This is a genomic window from Pseudomonas sp. B21-051 (genome assembly GCF_024748795.1).
GTDB classification, from domain to species: Bacteria; Pseudomonadota; Gammaproteobacteria; order Pseudomonadales; family Pseudomonadaceae; genus Aquipseudomonas; species Aquipseudomonas putida_A.
On record NZ_CP087166.1, the window covers coordinates 744397 to 769864 of the forward strand.

A 25468-nucleotide genomic window follows, 5' to 3' on the forward strand; every position below is an offset into this window, starting at 1 on the left:
GCGGCATCCATGGCAAACCCTCTGTGGCAACAGTTCGGCGCAATGCTTGGCGGGTTCGTGCTGCTGGTGCTGACCGGATGTTCCCCGGTCAAGGTGCTCAATGCGCTGACCCCCGACGACACGTTTCACAAAACCGCCGGCATTGCCTATGGCGATGATCCGCGACAGCAACTCGACGTCTACGTGCCGCGCCAGCCGCTGGAGGGCGCGCCGGTGGTGGTGTTCTTCTACGGCGGCAGCTGGAACAGCGGTGATCGTGGCGATTACGCGTTTGTCGGCGAGGCGCTGGCGTCGCGGGGGATTGTCGCGGTGCTGGCGGATTATCGGCTGTACCCGCAAGTGCGCTATCCGCTGTTTCTTGAGGACTCGGCGCGGGCGGTGGCCTGGACCCGGGCGCATATCCGCGAGTTCTCCGGCAACCCGCAACGCCTGTACCTGATGGGCCACAGTTCCGGCGCTTACAACGCGGCGATGCTGGCGCTGGATCCTGGTCTGCTCGGTGCGGTGGGCATGTCGCCAGAAGACCTCAGCGGCTGGATCGGTCTGGCCGGGCCATATGACTTTCTGCCCATCCAGAATCCGCAGGTGCGTCCGGTATTCTTCTGGCCGGACTCACCGCCGCAATCGCAGCCGATCAACCATGTCGGGCAGGGCGAGCCTCCGGCGCTGCTGATCGCCGCGACCAAGGACAATCTGGTCAACCCGACGCGCAACACCGCAGGTCTGGCGCGCAAACTGCGCGAGGCCGGTGTGCCGGTGCAGGATCTGTACTACTCGCGCCCCAATCATGTGACGCTGGTGGCGAGCCTGTCGCGGCCACTTCGACGGCTGGCGCCGGTGCTCGATCAGGTCGTCGCGTTCGTCAAACACACACCGGCTCAGTGAGCAGCACCGCTGAACCAGCCGTCGTTGCGCCGCAGCCACAGGGCCAGTGCGCCGAGGGTCAGGCTGCGCAAGACCATGAACAGCAGGAATGTTAGCCACAGGCCGTGATTGCCCAGCCCTTGCAGCGCCCAGGCGAACGGCAGCAGCAGGGCGACGGTCAGCAGCATGCCGTTGCGCATCTCCCGGGCGCGGGTGGCGCCGATGAACAGGCCGTCGAGCAAGTAGCTCCAGACCGCAATCAGTGGCAACACCGCCAGATACGGCAGGTAGATGAACGCGGTGTCGCGCACGCTCTGAATGTCGGTCTGCATTTCGATAAACAAGTGTCCGCCCAACAGAAACAGCGCGGCAAAACCGACGCTGGCCAGCAACGACCAGCCGCCGGCCACCACCAGCGAACGGCGCAGCGCGAGCCGGTCGCGGGCGCCGATGGCGTGTCCGCACAACGCTTCAACCGCATGTGCCAGACCGTCCAGTGCATGCGCGGTCAACAGCAAGCCGTTGAGCAGCAGGGCGTTGGCTGCCACCGTGGCATCGCCCAAGCGCGCACCTTGCACGGTGATCAGGAAAAACACCGATTGCAGCGCCAGGCTGCGGATGAAAATATCGCGGTTGACCGCCAGCAACGGGCGCCAGCTCCGCCACACCTTCAACGCTGCCCAGACGATGTGCCCGGGATAGGCGCGCAACGCGCCACGGGTCAGCCACAGGCCGAGCAGGGCGCCGCTCCACTCGGCGATCACCGAGGCCCGTGCCGAGCCGACCACACCCCATTCCAGGCCAATCACGAACCACAGGTTCAGAGCGATGTTGATCAGGTTGGTGCTCAGCAGAATCGCCAGCGGCGCCCGGGCGTTCTGGGTGCCGAGAAACCAGCCGACCAGGGCGTAACTGGCCAGCGCTGCCGGCAGCCCGAATAACCGGGTGTGGAAGAACTCGCGGGTCAGTTGATCGAGTTCGGCCGACGGCTGCATGAAGTGCAGGGCCACGCCGCTCAACGGCACGCCGAGAGTGCCGAGCACGATTGCCAGTCCCAGCGCCAGCAACAGACCCTGCAACAGAATCTGCCGCAACGCCGCGCCATCGTTGCGCCCGGCGGCCTGAGCGGCAAACCCCGTAGTGCCCATGCGCAGAAAACCCATGGCCCAGGCGAGAAAGGTGTAGAGGCTGGCGCCGACCGCCACCGCGCCCAACTGATGGGCGTGGGGCAGGTGGCCGATGACGGTGCTGTCGACCAGCGCCACCAGCGGCACGGAAATATTGGAAAGAATCATCGGCGCAGCGAGCGCCCAGACCTTGCGGTGAGTCGGACGGTCGCGCCAGTCGGCGATCAGGTTGGACATGCGGGCTCCTTGGGGGAGCGGGATTGTAGCGATTCGTGCGGCCTGCGATGCAACCAATGTGGGAGCGAGCCTGCTCGCGAAAGCGGTGTGTCATTCAGAACAGTTTTGACTGATCTGACGCCTTCGCGAGCAGGCTCGCTCCCACAAGGGGGGGCTAATGGATGATCCAGCTCAACAACCACAACCCCAACAGCAACCAGATGATCCCGGCAATGATCGACGCATTCATGAACGCGCGAATCGCCGACCACAGCAGCATCAGGCCGACGATCAGCGCGAGGATGCTGATGATCGAAGTGTCCATGCCCAGCGTCTTGGCCAGGCCATCGACAAAGTTGCCGCCGGCGTTGCTCAGAATGTTGAACAGGCCGCTGAGCCCATCGACGATGAAACGGATGATCGAACCAAGTGCCTGGCCGAGCCATTCGAAAAAGCTTTCTACCTGCATGTGTGCATCCTGATGAAAGAGCTGAGCCTTGGGCCACAACGCGGGCGGCCGAGTTCCCTGCCAGGATTATGGCCCAATGCTGCGCCGAACGGAAAATCTGTAGGAGCTGCCGCAGGCTGCGATCTTTTGCTGTTGATTTTCAAGGGCAAGATCAAAAGATCGCAGCCTGCGGCAGCTCCAACATGGGCCTTGCCTTCAACGCGTAACCCCCCGAAGCTATACGCCTTCAGGAGAGCCCGATGAACCTTGTTGAACTGACCGAACGCCTGCACGCCATTCGTGACCGCAATGACTGGCGGCAATTTCACAGCCCGAAAAACCTCGCCATGGCCGCCAGCGTGGAAATGTCCGAGCTGGTGGAGATCTTCCAGTGGCTGACCGAAGACCAGTCACGCCAGTTGCCGGCGGACAAACTGGCGCATGCCGGGCAGGAAGTCGGCGACATCGTCCTGTATCTGTTGCTGCTGTGCAGCGAGTTGGGGCTGGACATGAATGAAGTGGTGCGCAGCAAGCTTGCCGACAGCGAAAGGCGGTTCAGCTGATGAGCGACCGGCATTTCGATCAGTTGGCGACGCGATTCGCCGAAAAAATCTACGGCGGCGCCAAAGGCGCGATTCGCCTCGCGGTGTTGCAGGCCGACCTGGCCGAAGCGTTGCCGGACCGGCCGTTGCGCGTGCTGGACATCGGTGGCGGTCTGGGGCACATGTCGCTGTGGCTGGCCGAACGCGGCCATGAGGTGACCTTCACCGAGCCGGCCGAACCGATGCTCGAAGGTGCCCGCCAGCGCTTCGCCGAAGCCGGGCAGAGCGCGACGTTCATTCAGGCGCCGTGGCAGGAACTGCTCGGTCAGCTCACCGAGCCGTACGATCTGGTGATCTGCCACGCCGTGCTCGAATGGCTGGCCGAACCCCACGCGATCCTGCCGGTGCTGCATCAACTGACCCAACCCGGTGGCTGGCTGTCGCTGGCGTTCTACAACCGTGATGCGCTGATTTATCGCAACCTGCTCAAGGGCCATTTCAAGAAAATGCGCAAGAACACCATGGCCGGTGAAAAGCAGAGCCTGACCCCGCAGCAACCGCTCGACCCGCGGGAACTGGCAACGCAACTCGCAGGCTTGTGGCAGGTCGAAACCCAGAGCGGGATCCGGGTTTTCCATGACTACATGCCGGTGGAATTCCAGGCCCGCGCCGAACTCGTGGATTTGCTGGAGATGGAGCTCGCACACCGTCGTCACCCAAGCTTCGCCGGGCTTGGGCGTTACTTGCACTGGATCTGCCGGCCGATCTGATCGGAGCACTACATGAAAGCTCAATCGGGGTTATTGCTGATCTGTCTGGGGTTGGCCGCCTGCCAGGGCAGCAACCCGTACGTCGCGCAGTCGCGGCCCTTGCCGCCGGCGCCGGCGCAAGCGGCCAACACCTTCGATCGCAGCGCTTATCCGGCGCCACCGCGTGATTATGGGCGCTATCGCAGTTGGGCCTGGCTCAACGGGCAATTGCCGCCGGGCACGGCCTGGGCCGATTCGGCGCAAGTGGCTGAAGCCGTCAGCAATGCGCTGGATCAGCGCGGGCTGCGGCCGTTGCACGACAACCGTCCAGCGGACCTGTTGGTCAGCGCCAACCTGCGTCTGGAAACCCGCTTGCGTCAGGTGCAGGACGATTACGGTTACGGCGGATACAGTGGCTATGATCGCTACGGGCGCGGTTACGGCATGTACAACACTGTGCCGATTGTTCGCACCTATCAGGAGCAGGTCGTGGTGGTCCAGGTCAATCTGTTCGACGCCGGCACCGGTCAACCGGTGTGGAGCGCCAGCGCCGAAACCGCCAATCAGGGCAGCCAACTGGTGCGCACCGACGCCATTCGCGAGGCTCTGGAAAAAGCCCTGTCGGCGTATCCGCCGAGCTAGACTTGATGTGAGAACGCTTCGCAGGTTCAGGCCTTCAACCGGAGAACAACCATGTTCCGTCGTCTCGCTTTACTGGCCATGGCCGCGCTGCTCAGTGCTTGCGCTGCCAATCAGGTCAATCATGACTTCGACGCCAGCCGCGACTTCGCCGCCTATCGCAGCTGGAGCTGGAAAGAACCGGCGCTGCAATATCGCCCGGATGATCCACGGATCAAGAGTGACCTGACCGAGCAACGCATCCGCCAGGCCGTCAGCGATCAGCTCGACCAGCGCGGTTTGCGTCCCGCCGCTGCCGGGGCCAAGGGTGACCTGAGCGTGCAAACCTACCTGATCGTCGAAGACCGTCAGCAGCAAGTGACTACCAACTACGGCGGCGGTTGGGGCGGCCCGTGGAACGGTTACTGGGGCGCGCCGATGTACAACGAAACCCGCAACATCACCTACAAGGTGGCAACGATCCAGATCGACCTGCTCGATGGCAAGGACGGCAAACTGGTGTGGCGTGGCAGCGATGAGCAGATGCTCAGCAGCACGCCCAATCCGCAGGATCGCAGCAACGCGGTGCGCGAAACCGTCAGCCGGATATTGGCCAACTATCCACCGCGCTAGTCCGCTGTAAAAAAAAACGGGAGCCCAAGAGGCTCCTATTTTTTGCCCCAGCACAAATCCCCCTGTGGGAGCGAGCTTGCTCGCGAAGACGGCGTGTCAGCCACATCCATGTTGAATGACACAGCGTATTCGCGAGCAGGCGAGGTCTGCTGGGTTTTGTGCGGCACCAAATGGCGCGTTGCCACTAGCGCCGTCTACACTCAAATCCACCATCGGAGGTAGCGCTCGGCAACGCGCCGGCAAAGGAGTGCGCCATGTCGCCTCGTACGCAGTTCAACGGTCCGGCCCGGCAACGCGGGGCAATCGGCTTGATGGCGGCTGCCACGCTCAGTCTGGCGCTGGTGTTGATGTTGCTGGTGGTCGACACCGGTCGGTTGTACATGGAACAGCGCAAATTGCAGCGGGTGGTCGACAGCGCGGCGCTGGAAGCGGTCAGTCGCGGCGGCAATTGTCAGTCCGGTCTGAGTGCGGCCACGTATGCCGGGCAAAGCGCGGTGCGCAATGGCTACATCGTCGATAGCAACAACACCCTCGCGACGACCTGCGGCAGTGTGCAGACCGCGGCCAGCGGCCTGCGCGCGTTTACCGTCGATTCCACCCGGTCGAGCGCAATCAAAGTGGTCGCCAGCCGCACGGTGACCACCAGTTTTGCTGGCGGCGTGCAGGCCTTGTTCAGCGGCTCGGCGGTCAGCCTGAACACCACGCTCAATGCCTCGGCCGTCGCCGCGCAACCGATACCAACGGTGGCGCAACTGAACATCCGCAGCACCCTGGCGAGCATCAACACAGCGCAGTCGAACATTCTCAATCCGCTGTTCTCCGGGCTGCTCGGCGGCAACGTCAACCTCACGGCTCTGGGTTGGGACGGTCTGCTCAACACCGACATCAACCTGCTCAGCTACCTCAATCAACTGGCGATCAACCTCAACGTCGCCGCCGGCAACTACACGCAACTGCTCAACACTCAAGCCACGGTCACTCAACTGATTCAGGCTGCCGCGACGGTGGTGCAGCTCAATGGCGCGACCGCCACGGTGATTACTGCGCTGGGTCAGCTGCAGGTGGCGGCGATCAATGCTGCGCCGGTCAAACTCGGCGACATCCTGCAGTTACAGACCGGCACCACCGCCGCCGGGCTGGATGCCAACCTGCAACTGCTGCAACTGATTCAGGGCGTGGTGCAACTGGCCAACAGCAAAAGCGCGGTGGCCGCGACCTTGCCGATCAGCGTGCTGGGGCTGGCGAATGTCACGGTGCGGGTCAAGGTGATCGAGCCGCCGCAGTTTTCGGCGATTGGTGATCCGGCGCGGGCCAAGGCCAATCCGTTGGGGGCGGACCGGATTTATGTGCGCACGGCACAGATTCGCACGATGCTTTCGGTGGATCTGCCGGTATTGAGCGGGGTGGCCGGGCTGACCAATGCGGTGCTGGGGCTGGTGGGTGGGCTGACCTCGACACTCAATGCGGTGCTCGGTCTGAATCTGGTGGCAGTGCTGAACTCGGTGGTATGTCTTGGCTGCCAGCAACTGGATCCACTGCTTTTGCCGTCGCCGAGAATCGATATCAGCCTGGATGCCGGTGGTGCCAAAAGTTATGTTACCGATTACAGCTGCCCGACCGGATCCACCGGTACCAAGAGCCTGACCGCACATACCGTTACCTCTATTGCCGACCTCAAACTCGGCAAGATCGACCCCACTAATGCGTTCTCATCCTCAGCCGAGCCGACGGTCACGCCATTGCCGCTGATCGACCTGGGCATCGCGACGTGTTACAGGGTCGCCGGGCTCGGCAGTTGCGACCCCAATTCGCATATTCAATACGGTGCCGGCGGCATCGCAATCATGCTGGATACCCCCGTCGCGCAAAACTCGCAGGACTTGCTGTTTTCCAGCGGTACGCCATTCGCGACACCCGCCAACCTGAAACTGCCGCCAAGCGTGCAATCAGCTGCGCCGACCTCCAATATCGTCGGCAGCCTGAGCAACACGTTGGCGGGGATCAATTTGATCGTATACAGACCGCAAGGCAGTAATCCACTGGGCGCAATCGTGACTGGCGTCGCCTCATTGATCAGTGACGTCACCAATCATCTGCTGCCTGTGGTGACCAACCTGGTCAGCCCGTTGCTCGACCCATTGCTCAACAATCTGCTTAAAAGCCTTGGCATTAACCTAATGGACGTCGACGTCGGTGCCAACATGACCTGCGGCCAGACCGGAAAGGCCTATCTGGTGATCTAGGCGTCCGGGGCAATCGGCAACTCGATGCAGAAACGCGCGCCCTCCAGCGAGTTGCGCACGCTCAAATGCCCGCCCATGTTTTCGATGATGCCGTAGCTCACCGACAGCCCCAGCCCGGTGCCGACGCCCACCGGTTTGGTGGTGAAGAACGGTTCGAAAATCCGCTCCAGCAAACGCGGATCGATGCCGCCGCCGTTGTCCTCGACCCACAGCCGTACCTTGTGCTCGTCGCGCTCGGCATAAATCGAGATCCATGGCTTGAACGATGAGTCTTTCTCGCGTTTGCCGAGCAGTGCGTCGCGGGCGTTGACCATCAGATTGATCAGCACCTGCTCCAGTTGATCGACATAACCGCGCACCTGCACGCTGAAGGCGGTTTCGCTGATGCGCAGGTCGACGCCTTTGCCGCGCATGCCTTCGGCCAGCAACGACAAGGTGCCTTCGATGGCCGAAGCCGGGTTGAACAGTTGCTGCTCGATCTCCGAACGACGGCCGAACACGCGCATGTGATCGACCACTTTCGCCGCACGCTGCACTTGGGCGTCGATGCGATTGAGCTTGTCGGTCAGGTAGTCGATCTGCACATCACCGTTACCCAGACGCTTGAGCACGTTGACGATGGCCATGCGCATGACGTTCAGCGGCTGGTTGATTTCATGGGCCAGACCGGTGGCCATTTCGCCGAGGGTGGCCATTTTCGCGCTTTGCGTGAGTTGCTGCTGCGAGCGCCGTACCTCGGTGTTGTCGCGGCCCACGGCCTGCACTTCAAGCAAGCGCCCGTGTTCATCGAACACCCCGCGATCGGACCACACCCACCACGCATGTTCGCGCCCAGGTAATTGCAGGCTGATTTCGGCGGTGCTCACCGGCAACTCCGGGGTCAGCAGTGCCAGACGTTGAACGAAGGCTGCGCGTTGTTCGTCGGACATCCAGCTGCCCAGATCGACCCCCGGCAATTGCTCCGGGGTGCATTCCAGATAAGTCGCCAGCGGCCGGTTGCCGAAGGTCAGAATCAGGTCGGGGCGATAACGACAGATCATCGCCGGAGAGTCTTCCACCAGAATCCGATAGCGTTCCTCGCTGAGCCTGACCTGCTCGGCGGCGAGGGTCGCTTCAGTGACGTCCAGCCACAGGCCGACGGCTTCGACCGGCAGGCCCAGGTCGTTGCGCAGCAGCCTGGCTTCGTCGAGCAGCCAGTGGTATTCACCGCGCGCGTCGCGCAAGCGATAACGGGCGCGCACCGAGCCTTCGCGCAACAGCTGGCGGGTGCGGGCGAAATACAGTTCGCGGTCCTCGGGGTGAATCATTTGCACCCAATCGGTGGTAATACCCTCGGCGGGCGTCCAGCCCAGCAGTGGCTGCAGGCTGGCGCTGAAAAAGTCCGGAAGCAGCGCACCCTCGACGTAGCGCTGCACATAAATCACTGCCGGCGAACTGGCGATCAGGTTATCCAGCCGCGCATGTGCGGCTTCGGCGCGTTGCTGCTGGTTGCGCGTGTCGCTGATGTCGAGCATGAACCCCACCAGCCGCCGCTGTTCACCAGTGCCGGCGACCTGGCCCTGAACCCGATACCACAGGGGCGTTTGTCCGGGCCCGCTGCGGTGCAGGCGCACGCACAAGGTCAGCGCTTCGCCATGCAATTGCAGGGCGTGCAGGCGGCTGCGCAGTTCTTCGCGATCGGCCGGATGAATCAGTGCCAGCCAGTTTTGCACTGGCATGCGCGCACTGTCTGCAGGCAACACGTCGAGCAGCGACTGCGCTAACAGCACCTCGTCACCGAGCATTTCCCACCAACCGGTGCCAAGCAGGGTCTGCAGCGATTCGAGACGTTCGCTGTAGTGATGATGTTGCTGTTCTCGCAGGCGGCTGAGCAACGGGCCGGCGAGGGCGCTGGTCAGCGCCATCCAGTCGCGGTCGTTGAGGTGCGGGGCGGCAACGTCCACGGTATAGAAGCCGCAGAGCAGCCACGCGACCACCCCACGATCATCGCTGTAGGGCACGGCGAAACCATCGGCGTTGCCGAACGTGGCTTCGACTCGCGCATGTTCGTACAAACCATGATGCGCACCGAGACGCTGCGGCGCGCTGCCGTTGAGGCTGTCGAGCGGCGTGCCCAGACGCTGGCCGTTCTGCCACAGCAGCGGCGCGTCGTGGGCGCGATATTGCTCGTAGATCTGCCAGCCCTGCTCCTGTTCGTCGAGCAGCGCGATGGCCAGACACGGGATATGCCAGCGCTGGGCGATGGCCTGTAATTGCTCGCTGAGCACCATCGGCAGACGCGTCAGGCTGCAGACGCGCAGGTGTTCGCTGATTTGCCCGGCGAGGGCCTGACAGGCTTCGCGGTGGCGCGACTGCTGGCGCTCCAGCAGCAGGTCGCCGATGTCCATCAGTTGCAGCATCCAGCCGTCGGCCGAAGGCTGTACCCAACCGCGCAGGTGCAGGGTCTGGTCACTGAGACCGGGGAAATCCAGATCGAGCATTTGCCCCTGCCAGTCCTGCGGGCGGCCCTCAATCGCCAACGTACTGTGCGCGAGTAAATAAGCCGACAACGGCAGCGGCGAGTCGTGGGGCGGCTGTTGTGCCAACAGATGACGCAACGGCCCGGCGATCTGCAACACGCCGCCGTCGTGGTCCAGTAGCAGGTGCAAGCCCAGTGGCGGAGCGCCGAGATGATCGGGCAGTTCGTTGGCCGGCGCAGGCGCGCGTTTGAGCAGGCGTCCGAACAGATTGTCGCCGGCGGTCAAAATTTCAGGCTCGACGAGGCGGTGAGGCTGGCGGGCAGGCTGGGCACCGCGCCCACCCCCGGCAGCACCAGAAACGGCATGATCTGATTGAGCTTGCTGGTGGGGTAATTGACGCTGACCGTCAACGTGCCCTGAGCGGCGTCATAGACCGCTGAGGTGTCGACGCCGACCACCAGATTCAGGGTTGATGTCCACTGCAACTGATCGGCCAATACGGCGTTGGCAGTGCTCACCACCACGGAGGCATAGCCGGGGGTATTCGGATCCACCGCGACGCTGCGGCGCACCGCTTCTGACGTCGCCTCATTGAAGCTCTGCATCAATAAAAACGGCAGGCTGTAACTGACCAGCGCGTAGAACACGGCGAAAAAAATCACGAATACCAAGGCGAATTCGATCGCCACTGCGCCTGCCTGTGATTTTGCGAAGCCGGTTTTCATGAGTGCGTCTACCCTGACTTTCACTGCGTAGTATCAGCATAGAATCAATCAGCAAAATCGGACGGATTTAACCGGATGCACAGTTTTGTTCTCCTGATCTGGCTGGCCCTGTGCGCCGCCCAGGATGCCCGGCAACGGCGCATCTCTAATGTGCTGACGTTCGGTGCAGGAGCGCTGGCGCTGATCCATCTGTTGGCGACTGGCACCACCTGGTTCGGGGCCGATGCGCAGCAGGGCCTTTGGGCGGGCGTGATTGCTCTGGTGTTGACCCTGCCGGGGTATTTCATGGGCCGGATGGGCGCAGGCGATGTGAAATTAATGACAGCCATGGGCCTTGCGACGAACGGTTTATTCATTCTTTGCGCGTTTATCGGCGCCGGCATCGCCAGTCTGCTCTGGCTGCTGATCGCGCCAAGAGTCTGGCTTCATATGAGTCAACGACTTAGAGAACATCTTCGATATATGGAGCCGGGAGCGTCAAAGAAGCTGCCATTTGCACCGTTCGTGCTGCTGGGGGTACTGGCTTCGATTCATTGGATCCATTAGTCGCCAGGTGCCACTAGTTCTATGTACATAGTCGGAAAGTGCGTCTACTTTCAAATGAAGTCGTTACATCGCCAAAGTGCAGAAAAAGTCAGCTTTGGCCCGAGCAATGGAGTGGTTCGTGAACAAGCTTACGTCGGCGGTAAAAGTGCTCGTGGTCGATGATCAACCGTTGATTGTCGAAGAGTTGTGCGAGTTTCTCGAAAGCAGCGGTTACCGCTGTGTGCCGTGTGAATCCAGCACGCAGGCGATCGAACGGTTCAGCGAAGATGCGGAAATCGGCCTGGTGCTGAGCGATCTGCACATGCCGGACATGGATGGCATTCAGCTGGTGCAGGAGCTGCAACGCATCAGCGGTAAACACCGGGTGTTCGAAGCGATCATGCTCACCGGCCGCGCTGACAAACAGGATGTGATCAAGGCGTTGCGCGCCGGGATTGCCGACTATTACCAGAAGCCGATCCAGCTCGATGAACTGCTCGAAGGCGTGAAGCGTCAGGAAGCGGCCCTGCAAGAGCGGCACAAGAATGTGCAGTTGGGCCACCTGAACCAGAAGCTGCAGTTTCTCTCGGAATCCATCGACGATCTTTACCAGGATCTGGACAAGGTTCGGCGTAATCCGGCGGCGGTGGTCAAAGACATGCTCGGCGGCGACGGCGCCGAAGCCGAGCAGGAGATCCCGGCGATCTTCAATCAGCTGTCGCCACGGCAACTGGATGTGGCTCGCCTGGTGGGCAAAGGGCAGACCAACTATCAGATCGCCTGCGAGTTGGGCATCACCGAAAACACCGTGAAACTGTATGTCTCGCAGGTCTTGCGCCTGACCCATATGCACAACCGCACCCAGCTGGCATTGGCGCTATCGCCCAGTGCCTCGGCCGCCCGTCAGCGTGTGACCGCACACTGATCCCGCTTGCCTGCCCTTCTCGGGCAGGCAGTCAATTCTGCCAAAAAACACCTTGAGCGATTATCCGGCCTGCGTCTTGGGTTTGGGGAACAAATTGTCCAGGGTTTCCAACAGGCGCACGTGGTAGATCGGCTTGCGAAACAGATCCAGCACCTGCAGGCGCAGCATGTCGCTGACGTCTTCCATGTCGGCATGTCCAGAGGTCACGATCACCGGCAGATGCTGGCGTGAAGTGTGCTCGCGCAGACGCTTGATCAGCGACATGCCGGACTCTTCCGGCATACGCAGATCGGTAATCACCAGGGCGATATCCGGAAAGCGGGTGAGGTGATGCAGGGCGAGTTTCACCGAGGTGGCGGTGTGACAGACAAAGCCCTCGCCCTCCAGTAACTCGGCCAGCTCAAGCAACGCGTCCTCTTCATCGTCAACCAGAAGCAACTGTTGGCGGGGGAGTGAGGAAGCAGTCATGGGCAGTCCCTGAAAAGCTGAAAGTGAGATCGAGTGTAGCGCGACATTCGCCGGACGCGACTCACATCAGGGGGTCTGCACCGGAGCGGTTTGCGCAGTGCCGCCGAGGGACACCAGAACGTTGTTGAAAATCGCAAAGATTTTCGCGCCCAGCGGTGTGATGAACACCACCACCACGACCGCCACCATAGCCACGACAATCGCGTACTCGATGGCTGAAGCGGCTTCCGTACTGGCCAGAAAGGACCTCAGGCGCAATATCAGGTATTCAAGGATCATTGAAATTCTCCTCATGACAGCGGGAGATCGGACCTGTGAAATCCGATGATTGCCAGTGCCGGAGCGTTGCTGTTTTTCAGCAGGGGGCCAAGGCACTGGAAGAAGGGAAAGGATTTTGATTAAGGCGCGACTCTGCTCTGTGCCGTGCCACCGAGTTTGGTCAGCACCAGGTTGAAAATGGCCAGCACCTTGTCGCCGATGGGCGTCACAAACACCACGACAACAACCGCCACCATTGCCACCACAATCGCGTATTCGATGGCCGACGCGCCTTCTTCACTTCTGCACAGCAGCCTGGCCCGAGCCAGTAGATAGTCGATGATCATCCGAAACATACGTCCACTCCTTTGCGCCTCTGGCGCCGATCCAACGCTACAGCGGCATGCTTTCACCGTGCTATCAGAGCATTGTCAACAAACCCCTGGTCAACAACTGTAAGAACGGATTAATCACAAAGGATTAACCAGAACGTTAGTCGAGCCAAACCCTGCAGTTAATTGGCCAGGACTCATACTTTAGTGAGTTATTTTGCTGTCAGTAATGGCGTTTTGTCTCGGATCAGCTAGCTTGGAAATAGCGAAATCGTTGCATGTTCATAGCTGCCTGATCGCGAAAAATTCTCTCGGCAGGAAGTACAGGCTGTCGGTGCAGCAGGAAAGGGAGAGCCGTCATGAACAGTCGCGTCACCATGGGTCTTGCAGCCGTTCTGCTGCTGGGGGCAATCGTCGTCGGTTACTGGGGCCTTGTCCTCAGTCGGCAACCGGCTCCTGTTGCGCAAGTGCCTGCCGCACCGGCAGTCGCCCTGGAAAAAACCGTGGCCGCCGCCGAAGACCAGACCCGCCAGCCAGTGGTCGTGTTGTTGCACGATGTCCCGCCGTTCACGCCTCTCACGGCTGCCGATGTGGCGTTGGAGAAGCTGCGCAGTGCGCCAGCCGGCAGCCTTTCCAGTGTCGATCAAGCGGTGGGGCGCACACCCTGGCGGCACCTGAGTGCCGGCACCTGGCTCAACGACGAAAGCTTTCAGGCCGGTGGCTCACTGGCGCGAATGATCCACAGCGATGAGCGCGCGTTGACCGTGGCCGTGGACGAAGTGATCGGCGCCGCCGGGCAACTGATTCCCGGCGACTACGTTGATGTGCTGCTCTACCTGCGTCAGGACGCAAGCAATCTGCAGCAGTCGGCGCAGATCGTGGTTCCAGCCATGCGCGTGCTCGGTGTCGGTGAGCAATACGGCCTGACCAACGATGGGCAACCCGCCAACCCGGCCTTGAGCGCCGACGACAAACTCAAGCAGGATCAACGCCGGATTGCCGCGCGCACCGTGGTGCTGGCGGTGCCCGAACAATTGCTCAGCCGGATGATGCTCGCCACTCAGGTCGGCACGTTGCGCCTGGCCGTGCGCAGCAGCGAAGAACAGCGTCTGGCCAAGTACTGGGCCGGTGAATCCCAGTCACCGGCGCACGTGGATAACGCCAACAGCCAGCTCTTCCAGTTCACCCAACTGGCCCTCGGTGCCGCGCCGAAAGCGCCGGCCGCTGGCGGCCATGGCGGTGCGCGGCCGATGGAAGTGATCCGCGGCAATCAGCTTTCCCAACAAGCCCCATGACTGAGCAAGGATCCACGTGCATGCAGAGTCGATTCAGGCCGCTATTAACACCTGTAGTCCGGGCCTTGATACTGATGGGACTGTCGATCAACGCCGCCGTCGCGGCCACCGGCAATTGCTCGGCGCTCGGCCGTATGCCGCCGGTGATCGAGATCGGCGAGGGCTTCCAGCAGGACATCCAGTCGCCGGTGGCGATCACCCGCGTGGCCATCGGCGATCCGAAGATCGCCGATGTGCATGACACCGGCAGCGCCTCGTTTCTACTCACCGGGGTGGCTCCCGGCGCCACCAGCCTGATGGTCTGGACGTCGTGCTCCAGTGAGCCGCGCCAGAGCATGGTGTTCGTCAAGGGCAGTGCCACCGCCGCACTGACCAGCGCCAGTAGAATGCCTTCTGATGATCCGACGCTGCCCTCGCAAGTGCAGACCGACATTCGTTTCGTCGAAGTCAGCCGCACCAAACTCAAGGAAGCCACCGCTTCGCTGATCGGCACCCGGGGCAACTTTCTATTCGGATCGCCCGGTACGTTGCCACCCATCGATGGCGTGCCGACGCCGAGGCTGCCGGTGGATAACGGCCTGTTCAATTTCTCGTGGATCGGCGGCAAGACCATGGCGATCATCAACGCCCTGGAAACCAGCGGTTTCGCCTACACCCTTGCGCGCCCAAGCTTGGTGGCGTTGAGCGGGCAGAGCGCAAGTTTTCTGGCCGGTGGTGAAATCCCGATTCCGGTGCCCAGCGCCGGCAGCGACAACGTGTCGATCGAGTACAAGGAGTTCGGTATTCGCCTGACCCTGACCCCGACCGTCATCAGCCACGACCGCATCGCGCTGAAAGTCGCACCGGAAGTCAGCGAACTGGATTTGAGTAACGCCGTGCAAATCGCCGGCACCACCGTGCCGGCCCTGACCATCCGCCGCACCGACACCAGCGTCTCGCTGGCCGACGGCGAAAGCTTCGTGATCAGCGGCCTGATCAGCACCACCAACACCTCGCAAGTGAACAAGTTTCCGGGGCTGGGCGATATCCCGGTGCTCGGTGCCTTTTTCAAAGGCTCGCAGATCAAGCGCGAAGAGCGCGAACTGCTGATGATTGTCACCCCGCATCTGGTGCAGCCACTGGCAGCGGACGCGCAACTGCCGTCGCTGCCGGGGGAAAAACTGCGCAACTACGACCCGAATTTCTACCGCATGTTCTTCCTCGAAAACGGCAACTTCGACAAACGCAGTGGGCTGTCCCAATGAACCAGAACCTGAGCCAGACCTTTCTGGCGATCACCCGTAACAGTACCGATCTGGAGTGGCTGCAAGGCGCACTCGCGCCGCTGGGCCAGGTGGTGAGTGCCGGGGCCGGGAGCCTGGACGAGTTGCTGGCGCTGGTCGACGTCACCTTCGCCAGCCTGGTGTTCGTCGGCCTCGATCGCGACCATGTGGTGGCGCAGAGTGCGTTGATCGAAGGCGCGCTGGAAGCCAAACCGATGCTCGCCATCGTCGCGCTCGGCGACGGTATGGACAATCAATTGGTGCTCAATGCCATGCGTGCCGGCGCCCGGGATTTCGTCGCCTACGGTTCGCGGGCCAGTGAGGTCGCGGGGCTGGTGCGGCGCCTGAACAAACGTCTGCCACCGGTGGCGGCCAACACGCAGCTTGGTGGCCTTACGGTGTTGTACGGCACGCAGAGCTATTCGGATGGCGCGCTGCTGGCCAACCATATGGCGCAGGTGGTGCAAAAGAGCGGACAGCAGACCTTGCTGTTGGATCTGGGCCTGCCGCGCGGCGACAGCCTGGCGTTGCTCGGGCTTGAGAGTTCGTTCCACTTCGGCGATGCCTTGCGTCACTTGCGCAGGCTCGACGCGACGCTGATCGACAGTGCCTTCACCAGCGCTGAAGCGGGGCTGCGGATTCTGGCGTATGCCAGCAGCGACGAGCCGCTGGAAAGCACCAGTGCCGCCGAGCTGTACATGTTGCTCAGCGCCTTGCGCCAACACTTCCAGCATATCGTCGTGAACCTCACCGGGCAGTCCGACAGTGAAGCCTTGCGCACCTTTGTCAGCCACTGCGACAAGCTGATCTGGTACACCGATCAGAACGTGCTCAACTGCCGCCGCAACCTGACCGTGCTCAATCTTTGGCGCGAGAAAGGCATGAAGCTCGACCACGCGCGTCTGCTGGTAGACGGCTATCTGGGCAGCGTGGCCCCGGATGCTGAAACCCTGGGCAAAACCTTCAACCTTGAAGTGATCGCGGTATTGGCCGCCAATGCCGAAGTGCGCCTGAACGCCAAGAACCAGGGCGTCAGCCTGTTCGAACTGGCCCCACGGGAAAAACTCACGCAAAGCCTGCGTGCTCTCGGCGAGCGTCTGGCCAAGCGCTCCGAAGGCCTGGCCAAACCCAAAGTCACTTGGTTCGACCGCTTGCGAGGCACCTCATGAGCGCGGAAAAACTGTTCGGCGCGGTACCGCGCGGCGCGGCCGGCAATACCGATCACGAAGGCCTGAAACTGGTCCTGCATCGCTACATCATCGACGCCATCGAAGAGTCGGGGAAAAACCTGCTGGAGGGCTCGCGCCAGTTGCTGGCGCAGTTTGTCACCGACAAGGTCGCCGAATACATCGCCCGCCTGCACCTGGCGATTTCCCGTTACGAGATGGAGCGGCTGGCCGAGGAAATCGTCGACGAACTCACCGGTTTCGGCCCGCTGGAAGTGTTGCTGCGCGATCAGTCAGTGACCGAGATTCTGGTCAACGGCCCGCACCGGGTGTTTATCGAACGCGATGGCGTGCTGCATCAGAGTGACCTGCGTTTTATCGACGCGCACCACGTCGAACGGGTCATGCAACGGATTCTCGCGCCACTCGGGCGACGCCTCGACGAGTCCTCGCCGATGGTCGATGCGCGTCTGCCGGACGGCAGCCGGGTCAACGCGATCATTCCGCCGATCGCCCTCGATGGTCCGTGCCTGTCGATCCGGAAATTTCGCAAGGACATGCTCAAGAGCAGCGACCTGATGGCGATGCAGACCATCGATCTGGCGATTTTCGAGTTCCTCCAGGAGGCGGTGGGCAAGCGTTGTAACGTGCTGATCAGCGGCGGTACCGGCACCGGCAAGACCACGCTGCTGAACATTCTCAGTCAGTTGATCAACCCCCACGAACGTCTGGTGACCATCGAAGACGTCGCGGAATTGCAGCTCGGCCACCCGCACGTCGTGCGCCTGGAAACCCGCCCGCCAAATGCCGAGGGCCACGGCGAAGTGAAGGCCAGCGACCTGATTCGCAACGCCCTGCGCATGCGTCCCGACCGGATCATCCTCGGTGAAATTCGTGGGGTCGAAGTGGTCGATGTGCTGACCGCGATGAACACCGGTCACGACGGCTCGATGAGCACCGTGCACGCCAACAATGCGCAGGACGCCTTGTTGCGCCTGGAGACGCTGGTGGGTCTCACCGGTCGCTCGATCGCCGAGCGCACCCTGCGCCAGATGATCTGCGCCGCCCTCGACGTGATCATCCAGCTGACCCGCATGCCCGATGGCCGCCGCTGTGTCAGTGAGGTGGTAGAAGTGGTCGGCATCCGCGAAGACGTCTACGTCACCAACACCTTGTTTCGCCTTGATCGGCGTACCGGTTTCGGCTTCCTGCGCGAAGCGGTCAATCCGGCGGGCGACAAGTTGCGTCACGAGACCCACCTGGGCTGACCGCATGGGACTTGCATCATGATCGGACCGGCCATTCTCATCCTCCTGTGTCTGATTCTGCTCGGGCTGTCGATCTGGCTGTTCGTGCACGGCATCCACAAGACCAGCAACGAACGGGTGCTCAATCGTCTCGCGGCGGGGCAGCCGCAACTGGCCGCGCAGAAGCCGACCTGGGTCGGGCTTGAACGGATGTTTTTGCGCGCCGGGCTTGGCCGACCCACCGAACGTTTCGGGCTGTGGATGACCCTGTGGGGCGTGGCGATTGTCCTGGGTTATTTATTGGCGGACTGGATCGGTTTGCTGGCGATGCTGCTGGCGCCACCGCTGATCTTGCGCCTGTACATTTCCTGGCTGTACCACCGGCGGATCAAACGCATGATCGAGCAGTTGCCGCAGTTGCTCGACTACACCGTGCGCAGTCTCAAGTCCGGCCGCACCTTGAGCGACGCGGTCATGGGCGGCATCGAATCGAGCGACGATCCGCTGAAAAAAGCCATGGGCCGGGTGCAGCGCAACGTGCAGCTGGGGGTCAATCTGCCGGATGCGGTCAGCGATTTCGCCGAACTCTACGAACAGGACGAATTGCGCATGTTCGCCCTCGGCCTCAAGGTCAACCATCGCTACGGCGGCAATGCCAGCGAGCTGTTGGAGAACCTGATCAAGCTGATCCGCGAACGTGACCAGGGCGCCCGGCAACTGCGCGCACTGACTGGCGAAACACGCATGACCGCATGGGTGCTGGGTTCGCTGCCGGTGATTCTGGTGAGCTACTTCATGCTGACCAACCCCGGCTACATGCTCGGCATGTGGCATGACTCCGGTGGTCGGACCATGTTGATCATCGCCGTGATGTTGCAAGTGACCGGTTGCCTGGCGCTGTGGCGCATGTTGCGGAGTATTTGAAATGGTCTATCTCGCCGCTCTGATGCTGCTGCTCGGCGCGCTGTTGCTGGTGGTCAATCACCTGCTGACCGAGCGCCGCCGGGTGCGCCAGGTCAACCAGCGTTTGCAGGGGCATCTGGTGCGCGAGAACCGTTTCGGTAGCTGGCTGCGGGCTCTGGGCAACAGCAGGTTCGGCCAGCGCTCAGTCAGCATCGACAGCGAAACCCAGACCCTGCTCAGTCGCCTCGGCTGGCGCCGCGCCAGTGAGCGCTCGCTGTTCGCCGCCTGCCAGATCGGCACGCCGCTACTGGCGTTGGGGCTGGCGATCTTTCTGCAGGAAGTGTTTTTCCCCCACGCCGCCAACCGCTGGATCGTGCCAATGCTCGCCACCGGTGCCGGTTATCTGTTGCCCAAGCGCTTGCTGGCTTACGCCGCCGGGCGTCGGCAGAAAACCATCGCCGTGGAAATCTCCACGTTCATCCCGCTGCTGCGCATCCTCTTCGAGTCGGGCATGGCGGTTGAACAAGCCTTGCGCGTGCTCAGCACCGAAGGGCAGAAACTGCTGCCGGAACTGACCCGCGAACTGCGCCTGATTCTGGCGCGGGTCGACTCGGGCCTGGAGTTGGGGCAGGAACTGAACAAGGCCTCGGTGATGCTCGCGGTCGATGAGTTCACCGACACCTGCGTGATCCTGCAGCAATTGATTCAGCAGGGCGGCGGGGCGATGAAATCGCTGCTGGCGCTCAAGCAATTGCTCGACGACCGCCGCCTGACCCGACTGCAGGAATACATTTCGAAGATGTCGGCGAAGATGTCGGTGGTGATGATGCTGTTTCTGTTTCCTGCCTTGCTGATCGTACTGGCCGGCCCGGGGTTCACTGCGATTACCCGGGCATTTGCAAACTGACGTTGGCTCATGGAGAGCGTTTGATGAAAGCACTGATTGTCGTGGCAAGTCTGTTGTTGCTCGGTGGTTGCGCCACCGACGGCCAGGCGCCGTGGTCGGCGATGCTCGCACCGACCAGTTGCAGCAAGCTCGATTCCGAACAGGAACTGGCGTTGAACCTGGCAGACGATCTGGCCAACGACGGCAAGCTGCACGCCAGCCTGGCCAACCTGCAAAGCCTGCCCGACAAACTGGTCGAGGTACGCCTGCGCAAGGCCAGGGTCTACCGCTTGCTCGGGCGCAGTGAAGCCGAGCCGCTGTATCGCGGTTTGCTCGGCACCTGTCTGACGGCGGACGCCGAACATGGCCTGGGCCAGATCTATGCCGCCCGTGGCGACAACGGCCAGGCCCAGGCGCACTTGCAGCGCGCGGTACGTCTGGCGCCGACCAATGAAAAGATCCGCAATGACCTGGGCGTGGTCTACCTCAACCAGTTGCGTCTTGAAGACGCGCGCTTCGAGTTTCTGACCGCTATTGAACTCAAGCAGAACGATCAACTGGCCACGCTGAATCTGGTGAGTTTGCTGCTGTATCAGAACAACTGGCAGCAAGCCGCCGAAATCGTCAGCCGCGCGCACCTGACGCCGGAGCAGTTCGCCGACGCCCAGGCCCGCGCGGAAAAACTCAAGGTGCCGGCCAAGGCTCCGACCGCGGCCGGTAATCAGGTGGCGGTGGTGGCTGACCCACAACCGTCGGCGCTCAAGTGACACTTCGGGAGATGACCATGAACACCTTGCACAGTGTTTGCTGCCTGGCCCTGCTCAGCGTGCCGTTCGCCGCCCAGGCGATCGACGCCGGCCCGGCCTCGGCGCAGCAGCAGGAAACCGAAGGCTGGCTGGTGCTGCAAAGTCGCAACCAGGCCGCCTCGCCCAAACCGCAAACCGCCACGGCGGCGGAGCGGGAGCTGGCGCTGCAACGCTGGTTGAAAAAGTACAAATACGAGATTCCGGATTTCTACGACCCGGATGCGGGCGGCAAGATCGAGACCAAGAACTAGGTTGATCGCAAAGCTCAAGCGCGCAGGAGACTACGGCCTGAGCGGATACTCTAGGTATTGCCCTGAAAATTGACGCCATCCCTTTGACTTTTGTGTGGTGCCAAAATGATGGCTCGTGTAAATTCCCCGCGCCCGAACCGGGATGACCTGGTGGGACGGTAGGGATGCCTGAATCACGTAATGAACCCTGCTGAAACTGTTTCTCATGTTTTGGAAGGGAATCTCGCGTGACTATCGTTTGCCTGCGCCGCTCTGTCCTGGCGCTCTCCATCTCCGCCGCCGCCGCTTTGCACACTTCTATGGCTATCGCCGCCGGCGCGAGCCTGAACCACGACCTGAGTGGCGGCCCGCTGACCAGTAACCTGCAGAACTGGGGGCTGATCACTCTGAGTGGTAACGGCAACATCGCTCCTGTTTCCCAAGTGAGTACGACCTACGGCGCTCAGCTCTCGGGAGTGACGGCGGATCAACTGCGCAACACCGGCAACATCCAGATCGGCGGCGCCAGGTTCGGCACCGGGATCAGTCTGGGAACCGCTGGAGTGGTGCCGACCAAAATCGCCGGCGCGCTGCTCAACGAAGGCTCTATTTCAGTTCACGGTCTGGCCGACGCTGGCACCTCCAGCGGTATTTCCGATCTCGGCAGCACGCTGGGCGATTCGTTGGTCAACAGTGGCAGCATCGACGTCAGCGGCCAGACCGCCAGTGGCCTGTTGCTGGTGCATACCAACATGACCGGGCTCAGCAACCGAGGCACCATCAGCGCAAGCGGTACTGATGCATTGGGCGTATTGCTCGATGGTGCGACGCTGAGCCAGTCGGTCAACAACACCGGGACTATCCGTGCGACCGGTGCCAATGCCGAGGCGGTAGTGTTCGAGGGGGTCAAGTTCAGCGCTCCGGTTGGCGCCAATTCCACCGCGCTGTGGAACGGCGGAACCATCTCCGGCGAAGACATCGGTGTGCATGTCAGCGGTCAGGCCAGTGGCGCCCTGCCTTTTGGCATCTATCAAATGAACGGGTTGATCGAGGGTGGCAAGGCGGCGATCCAGGTCGATGACGGCACGAGCTACTTTTATTTCTATGGCGGCGCGGTGAAGGGTGACCTGCTCGGCCTGTCCGGCGTACTGGTCGACGGTGATGCGACTTTCGACGGTGCGACCATCCGCTCCGGCTACGTCACCATCGAAGAGGGCACGCTGACCCTGATGAAGCCGCACACCACCTTTATCGGCGACTTCGATATGGAAGAGTCGAACTCGGTGCTGGAGATGTACCTGGGCAATGACACCAACCCGGCATTGCCTGTGCTGAAAGTCACCGGCACCACCGATATCGCCCCGGGCGCGCAACTGCGTCTGCTGGCACGTTCCAGTGATTTTCGCGTGAGCCCCGGTGGAACGCGTTACACCCTGATCAGCTCGGGGAATCTGGTCGGTGGCAGCAACCTGACTGTGACCTCGACCTCCGCGCTGCTGGATGTGAAGAGCTTCGGTGTGGTCGGTAACGACATCACCAGCGTGGTGACGACCAAGTCGAGCGAGGTGCTGGCCGAGAACACCCTGGCAGTCGGCGGCAGTGATAATGCGGCGACGGCGGTCGGGCATGTGCCAGGACTGCTGGCACGCCTCGATGAACAGGATCCGGTGTTCCAGGCATTCGCCAACGCCGGCACCGATGCCGAACTGGCGCGCCTGAGTGAAACCCTCAGCCCGGATGTCAGCCGTGGTGTACTGCACGCGGCCACCAACAACCAGACGCTGGTCTCCGGCGTGATCAATGATCGCTCCAGTCGCGCACGCTCAGCCACCGGCGCCCCGGAAAAAGGCGTATGGCTGCAAGCCTTGAGCAGCGATGCCAATCAGAACGAGCGTCGCGGTGTCGCCGGTTATGACGCCGACAGCCACGGGATCGCGGTCGGTGCCGATGGTCAGTTGAATGCCGATACCACACTGGGTCTGGCCTACAGCTACCTCGATACCGACGTGAAATCCGATCTCGGTAACAAGACCAAAGTCACTGGGCATGCGCTGACGCTGTACAGCAACTGGGTGCATGACAACTGGTTCGTCGACGCGTCGCTGATGTACGGCTGGAACGACAACGAATCCAAACGTTATATCGCTGGCACTCAGGCCAAGGCTGATTACGACAGTGACGTATTCGGCGTGAGCGCACTGGCCGGGTACAGCCTGCGGCTGATGCCTGATGTGGTGCTGGAGCCACAGGTCGGCGCGCGCTATGCCAATGTGGGCATGGATGCGTATCGCGAGAAGGGCAGCTCGGCGTCGCTGAGTGTCGGCAGTCAGCGTTATGAAGTCGGTGAGATGGGCGTCGGTGCACGCCTGGCGGCGGCATTCGATGTCGGCAGCGGCAGCCTGGAACCGGAAGCGAAGCTGATGGCCTGGCATGACTTCATCGGTGACAAGGTCAGCACCACATCGGCCTTCGTGCTGGGGGGCGAGTCGTCCGTCAGCCGCGGTACCACTCCGGTGCGTGACAGCTATGAACTGGGCCTGGGCGCCAACTACCGGATGGGCGCGTGGAGCGTCGGCGGCTCATACAACTATCTGACCTCCAGTGGTTTCGACTCCGACAGTTTCACCGCGAAGGTGCGTTACGCGTTCTGATCCACATCGCGTAAAACCTGTGGGAGCGAGCCTGCTCGCGAAGGCGTAGTGTCAGTCGGCAAAAATGCTGGCTGATCCACCGCTTTCGCGAGCAGGCTCGCTCCCACACTGGGTTTGAGCCAAGGCTGAAAAGTTATCCCGGCCACTACAACTGATAGCTGAAACTGATGCTGTATCGCGCCCGACGATTGAATGTATCCAGCGCTTCATCCGACATCGGCTTGGCGGCCTCCAACGCAATGTTGTAGTACTTGGCATCGCCGAAACGCAGGCCTACTGCTGCCGATGACAGGTCATTGCTCTGCACCGCCAGCTTGTTGAACCAGGTTTTCGAACGGTCCAGCACCACGTACGGCTGCAGGATGCGCACCCAGTTGCCGTCGCGATTGAAGCTGTAGTTGACCTCGTAAGCTGCGCCCCAGCCCTTGTCGCCCGACGCCTGATCGTCCGGGTAACCACGGCCGAAATTCTGCCCGCCGAACACCGCACGCTCGCTGTCAGGCAGGGTGTCGTCGCTCCAGTAGAGTGCGGCCGACAGCACGCCTTGCCAGTTGTCGAAGAACTTGTCGCTTTGCACCCCGGAGAGGCGCAGGCGCAGGAAGTTCAGGTCCAGCGCCGGGTTGTTGGAATGCGCGCCCATGCTGTCCAGACCCTGATACACGCCACCACTGAGAATCCGCAGTTGCCGGGCATCAGTCTTGCGCCAGTCGCCTTCGAAAGCGAGGGCACGCACGTTGGTGCGCTCTTCGATGCTGATCGGATAGCCGACTACGTTGTAGCGGTTTTTATCATCCACGGCATAGAGCCGTGCTCCCGCGTTAAGCAGTTCGTTGGAGGCGGCAATGAACGGGTGGCTGACGCCGATGGAGTAACGATCGTCCTCCTTGTGCGGCTTGAGTTCGAAGCCGTCGCTGGTGAGCACATTGGTGCCCGGATCGGCCCGGTAGCGTGAGGCAAACAGGCTCAGTTGCGTGCCTTCACTGTTGAGAAACTGGTTGTAGTCCACACGGTAGTAGCGCTCGTGATCGTCGCCCGGCGGAAACAGACCGCTGAGGGTCAATTGCTCGCCCATGGCGGTCTGCGAGTTGCTGCTGACCCCCAGCAACGCCTGGGTGCCATTGCGGTTGTCTTCGGTGGTGCTCATGGTGCTGGTGAACGGTTTGCGGCTGGCCTGGGCCACCAGTGTTGTTGCGCCGTCGGTGTTGCCGGGCGGCGGTACTTGCGCCTGGAGGGTCACGCCGGGGATGCGGGTCATCAGGGTGGTGTAGCGTTCGAAGGTCTTGCGGGTCAGCGGGCGTTCTGCCTGGATTTTGGCTGCCAGTTCGTCGAGCAGGCCTTTGACCCGGCCGACATCGCCCTGCACCTGCACATCGCGCACATAACCTTCGACCAGCACCACTCGGGCTACGCCGTCGTCGAAACGCTGTTGCGGCAGGAAGGCATAGGACAGCAGATAGCCGTCCTTCTGGTAGCGCCGGGTGATGTCGCGTGTGGCTTCGATCAGGTCGGCGAGGCTGGTCTGATGGCCGATCAGGGGTTTGTAGACTTCGGCCAGTTCGTTGAGCGGGTAGATCGTGCCGCCTTCGATCTGCACGGTTTTCAGGTTGACTTTGGTCTCCATCAACAACGGTTGCGCAGTCGCGGCGCCCGGGTCGGGTACTTGCAGGGGCGTGGCGGCGGGGCGATAGGCATCTGCCGGAAGGTTCGGCACGGGCAGGTTACGCGTGGTTTCGTTGCTGTTGAGAAAGCTGGGCAGGGTGTCGGCGAGGGCGGCGGAACTGATACTGAGGAACAGCAGGGATGCCATTACGCGCATAGGACACTCCATGGTCAGATCACAGCGCTGGGTTGAATTTTTCCTAAGAAAAAAGCGGAAGACTCGTGGGAATC

General features: G+C 61.7%; 25 protein-coding genes. 17 read left to right on the forward strand and 8 right to left on the reverse strand.

Annotation, left to right across the window (positions count from 1 at the left end):
- Window positions 1-9 precede the first annotated feature (9 nt).
- A complete protein-coding gene (locus LOY52_RS03205) occupies window positions 10-885 on the forward strand; it encodes an alpha/beta hydrolase (RefSeq protein WP_258678159.1) in 876 nt (291 codons plus the stop codon).
- Here the strand turns inward: LOY52_RS03205 and LOY52_RS03210 are convergent.
- Together LOY52_RS03210 and LOY52_RS03215 are read right to left on the reverse strand one after the other, a co-directional pair.
- Window positions 879-2228, reverse strand: coding sequence for an MATE family efflux transporter (locus tag LOY52_RS03210; RefSeq protein WP_258678160.1), 1350 nt, complete (start codon window positions 2226-2228; stop codon window positions 879-881). The genes LOY52_RS03205 and LOY52_RS03210 overlap by 7 nt on opposite strands.
- Window positions 2229-2382: 154 nt before the next feature.
- On the reverse strand, window positions 2383-2676 hold the full coding sequence (locus LOY52_RS03215; RefSeq protein ID WP_007963021.1) for a hypothetical protein: 294 nt from the start codon (window positions 2674-2676) through the stop codon (window positions 2383-2385).
- Between the two features lie 239 nt (window positions 2677-2915).
- Between LOY52_RS03215 and LOY52_RS03220 the strand changes: the two genes are divergently transcribed.
- The 5 genes from LOY52_RS03220 (at window position 2916) to LOY52_RS03240 (ending at window position 7440) form a co-directional block, all read left to right on the forward strand.
- On the forward strand, window positions 2916-3218 hold the full coding sequence (locus LOY52_RS03220) for a MazG-like family protein (protein WP_007951009.1): 303 nt from the start codon (window positions 2916-2918) through the stop codon (window positions 3216-3218).
- Window positions 3218-3967 (forward strand): methyltransferase, encoded by a 750-nt coding sequence (locus LOY52_RS03225; RefSeq protein WP_258678161.1) that lies wholly within the window; start codon window positions 3218-3220, stop codon window positions 3965-3967. Before LOY52_RS03220 ends, LOY52_RS03225 begins: the two co-directional genes overlap by 1 nt.
- Window positions 3968-3979: 12 nt before the next feature.
- On the forward strand, window positions 3980-4588 hold the full coding sequence (locus LOY52_RS03230) for a DUF4136 domain-containing protein (RefSeq protein ID WP_258678162.1): 609 nt from the start codon (window positions 3980-3982) through the stop codon (window positions 4586-4588).
- A gap of 51 nt (window positions 4589-4639) precedes the next feature.
- Window positions 4640-5197, forward strand: coding sequence for a DUF4136 domain-containing protein (locus LOY52_RS03235; RefSeq protein WP_007963018.1), 558 nt, complete (start codon window positions 4640-4642; stop codon window positions 5195-5197).
- A gap of 254 nt (window positions 5198-5451) precedes the next feature.
- Window positions 5452-7440 (forward strand): pilus assembly protein TadG-related protein, encoded by a 1989-nt coding sequence (locus tag LOY52_RS03240; protein WP_258678163.1) that lies wholly within the window; start codon window positions 5452-5454, stop codon window positions 7438-7440.
- Here LOY52_RS03240 and LOY52_RS03245 read toward each other — a convergent pair.
- Together LOY52_RS03245 and LOY52_RS03250 are read right to left on the reverse strand one after the other, a co-directional pair.
- Window positions 7437-10184, reverse strand: coding sequence for a PAS domain-containing sensor histidine kinase (locus LOY52_RS03245; RefSeq protein WP_258678164.1), 2748 nt, complete (start codon window positions 10182-10184; stop codon window positions 7437-7439). The two genes, LOY52_RS03240 and LOY52_RS03245, sit on opposite strands and share 4 nt — an antisense overlap.
- Window positions 10181-10624: a TadE/TadG family type IV pilus assembly protein gene (locus tag LOY52_RS03250; RefSeq protein ID WP_258678165.1), complete on the reverse strand. Its 444-nt coding sequence runs from the start codon at window positions 10622-10624 to the stop codon at window positions 10181-10183. The genes LOY52_RS03245 and LOY52_RS03250 overlap by 4 nt, the downstream gene beginning before the upstream one ends.
- A gap of 75 nt (window positions 10625-10699) precedes the next feature.
- Between LOY52_RS03250 and LOY52_RS03255 the strand changes: the two genes are divergently transcribed.
- Together LOY52_RS03255 and LOY52_RS03260 are read left to right on the forward strand one after the other, a co-directional pair.
- Entirely contained in the window at window positions 10700-11170 is a 471-nt protein-coding gene (locus LOY52_RS03255; RefSeq protein WP_258678166.1) for a prepilin peptidase, read from the forward strand.
- 118 nt (window positions 11171-11288) lie between these two features.
- The gene (locus LOY52_RS03260; RefSeq protein ID WP_096794830.1) at window positions 11289-12074 is read left to right on the forward strand and encodes a response regulator transcription factor; all 786 of its coding nucleotides are present in this window, start codon (window positions 11289-11291) and stop codon (window positions 12072-12074) included.
- Between the two features lie 60 nt (window positions 12075-12134).
- On the opposite strand, the gene LOY52_RS03265 is transcribed toward LOY52_RS03260, so the two are convergent.
- The 3 genes from LOY52_RS03265 to LOY52_RS03275 all read right to left on the reverse strand — a co-directional run bounded on the left by LOY52_RS03265 (window position 12135) and on the right by LOY52_RS03275 (window position 13156).
- The gene (locus LOY52_RS03265) at window positions 12135-12542 is read right to left on the reverse strand and encodes a response regulator (RefSeq protein WP_095138201.1); all 408 of its coding nucleotides are present in this window, start codon (window positions 12540-12542) and stop codon (window positions 12135-12137) included.
- A gap of 66 nt (window positions 12543-12608) precedes the next feature.
- On the reverse strand, window positions 12609-12821 hold the full coding sequence (locus LOY52_RS03270; protein ID WP_007963011.1) for a Flp family type IVb pilin: 213 nt from the start codon (window positions 12819-12821) through the stop codon (window positions 12609-12611).
- Window positions 12822-12940: 119 nt separating this feature from the next.
- Entirely contained in the window at window positions 12941-13156 is a 216-nt protein-coding gene (locus tag LOY52_RS03275; protein WP_007963010.1) for a Flp family type IVb pilin, read from the reverse strand.
- Window positions 13157-13491: 335 nt separating this feature from the next.
- On the opposite strand from LOY52_RS03275, the gene cpaB reads away from it, so the two are divergent.
- The 9 genes from cpaB (at window position 13492) to LOY52_RS03320 (ending at window position 23578) form a co-directional block, all read left to right on the forward strand.
- On the forward strand, window positions 13492-14427 hold the full coding sequence (gene cpaB, locus LOY52_RS03280; protein WP_258678167.1) for a Flp pilus assembly protein CpaB: 936 nt from the start codon (window positions 13492-13494) through the stop codon (window positions 14425-14427).
- Window positions 14428-14447: 20 nt separating this feature from the next.
- Window positions 14448-15671 carry a type II and III secretion system protein family protein gene (locus LOY52_RS03285; protein ID WP_007963008.1) on the forward strand — a complete coding sequence of 408 codons (1224 nt, stop codon included), beginning with the start codon at window positions 14448-14450 and terminating at the stop codon, window positions 15669-15671.
- The gene (locus tag LOY52_RS03290; protein WP_258678168.1) at window positions 15668-16858 is read left to right on the forward strand and encodes a pilus assembly protein; all 1191 of its coding nucleotides are present in this window, start codon (window positions 15668-15670) and stop codon (window positions 16856-16858) included. Before LOY52_RS03285 ends, LOY52_RS03290 begins: the two co-directional genes overlap by 4 nt.
- A complete protein-coding gene (locus LOY52_RS03295; protein ID WP_258678169.1) occupies window positions 16855-18123 on the forward strand; it encodes a CpaF family protein in 1269 nt (422 codons plus the stop codon). The genes LOY52_RS03290 and LOY52_RS03295 overlap by 4 nt, the downstream gene beginning before the upstream one ends.
- Before the next feature lie 18 nt (window positions 18124-18141).
- Window positions 18142-19026: a type II secretion system F family protein gene (locus tag LOY52_RS03300; protein WP_258678170.1), complete on the forward strand. Its 885-nt coding sequence runs from the start codon at window positions 18142-18144 to the stop codon at window positions 19024-19026.
- Between the two features lies 1 nt (window position 19027).
- A complete protein-coding gene (locus tag LOY52_RS03305; protein ID WP_258678171.1) occupies window positions 19028-19912 on the forward strand; it encodes a type II secretion system F family protein in 885 nt (294 codons plus the stop codon).
- Between the two features lie 23 nt (window positions 19913-19935).
- Window positions 19936-20658 carry a tetratricopeptide repeat protein gene (locus LOY52_RS03310; RefSeq protein WP_258678172.1) on the forward strand — a complete coding sequence of 241 codons (723 nt, stop codon included), beginning with the start codon at window positions 19936-19938 and terminating at the stop codon, window positions 20656-20658.
- A 17-nt stretch (window positions 20659-20675) separates the two neighbouring features.
- Window positions 20676-20948 (forward strand): DUF3613 domain-containing protein, encoded by a 273-nt coding sequence (locus tag LOY52_RS03315; RefSeq protein WP_258678173.1) that lies wholly within the window; start codon window positions 20676-20678, stop codon window positions 20946-20948.
- A gap of 227 nt (window positions 20949-21175) precedes the next feature.
- Entirely contained in the window at window positions 21176-23578 is a 2403-nt protein-coding gene (locus LOY52_RS03320) for an autotransporter outer membrane beta-barrel domain-containing protein (protein ID WP_258678174.1), read from the forward strand.
- A gap of 145 nt (window positions 23579-23723) precedes the next feature.
- Here LOY52_RS03320 and LOY52_RS03325 read toward each other — a convergent pair whose 3' ends face one another.
- Window positions 23724-25394 (reverse strand): ShlB/FhaC/HecB family hemolysin secretion/activation protein, encoded by a 1671-nt coding sequence (locus tag LOY52_RS03325; protein WP_258678175.1) that lies wholly within the window; start codon window positions 25392-25394, stop codon window positions 23724-23726.
- Window positions 25395-25468: the final 74 nt, after the last annotated feature.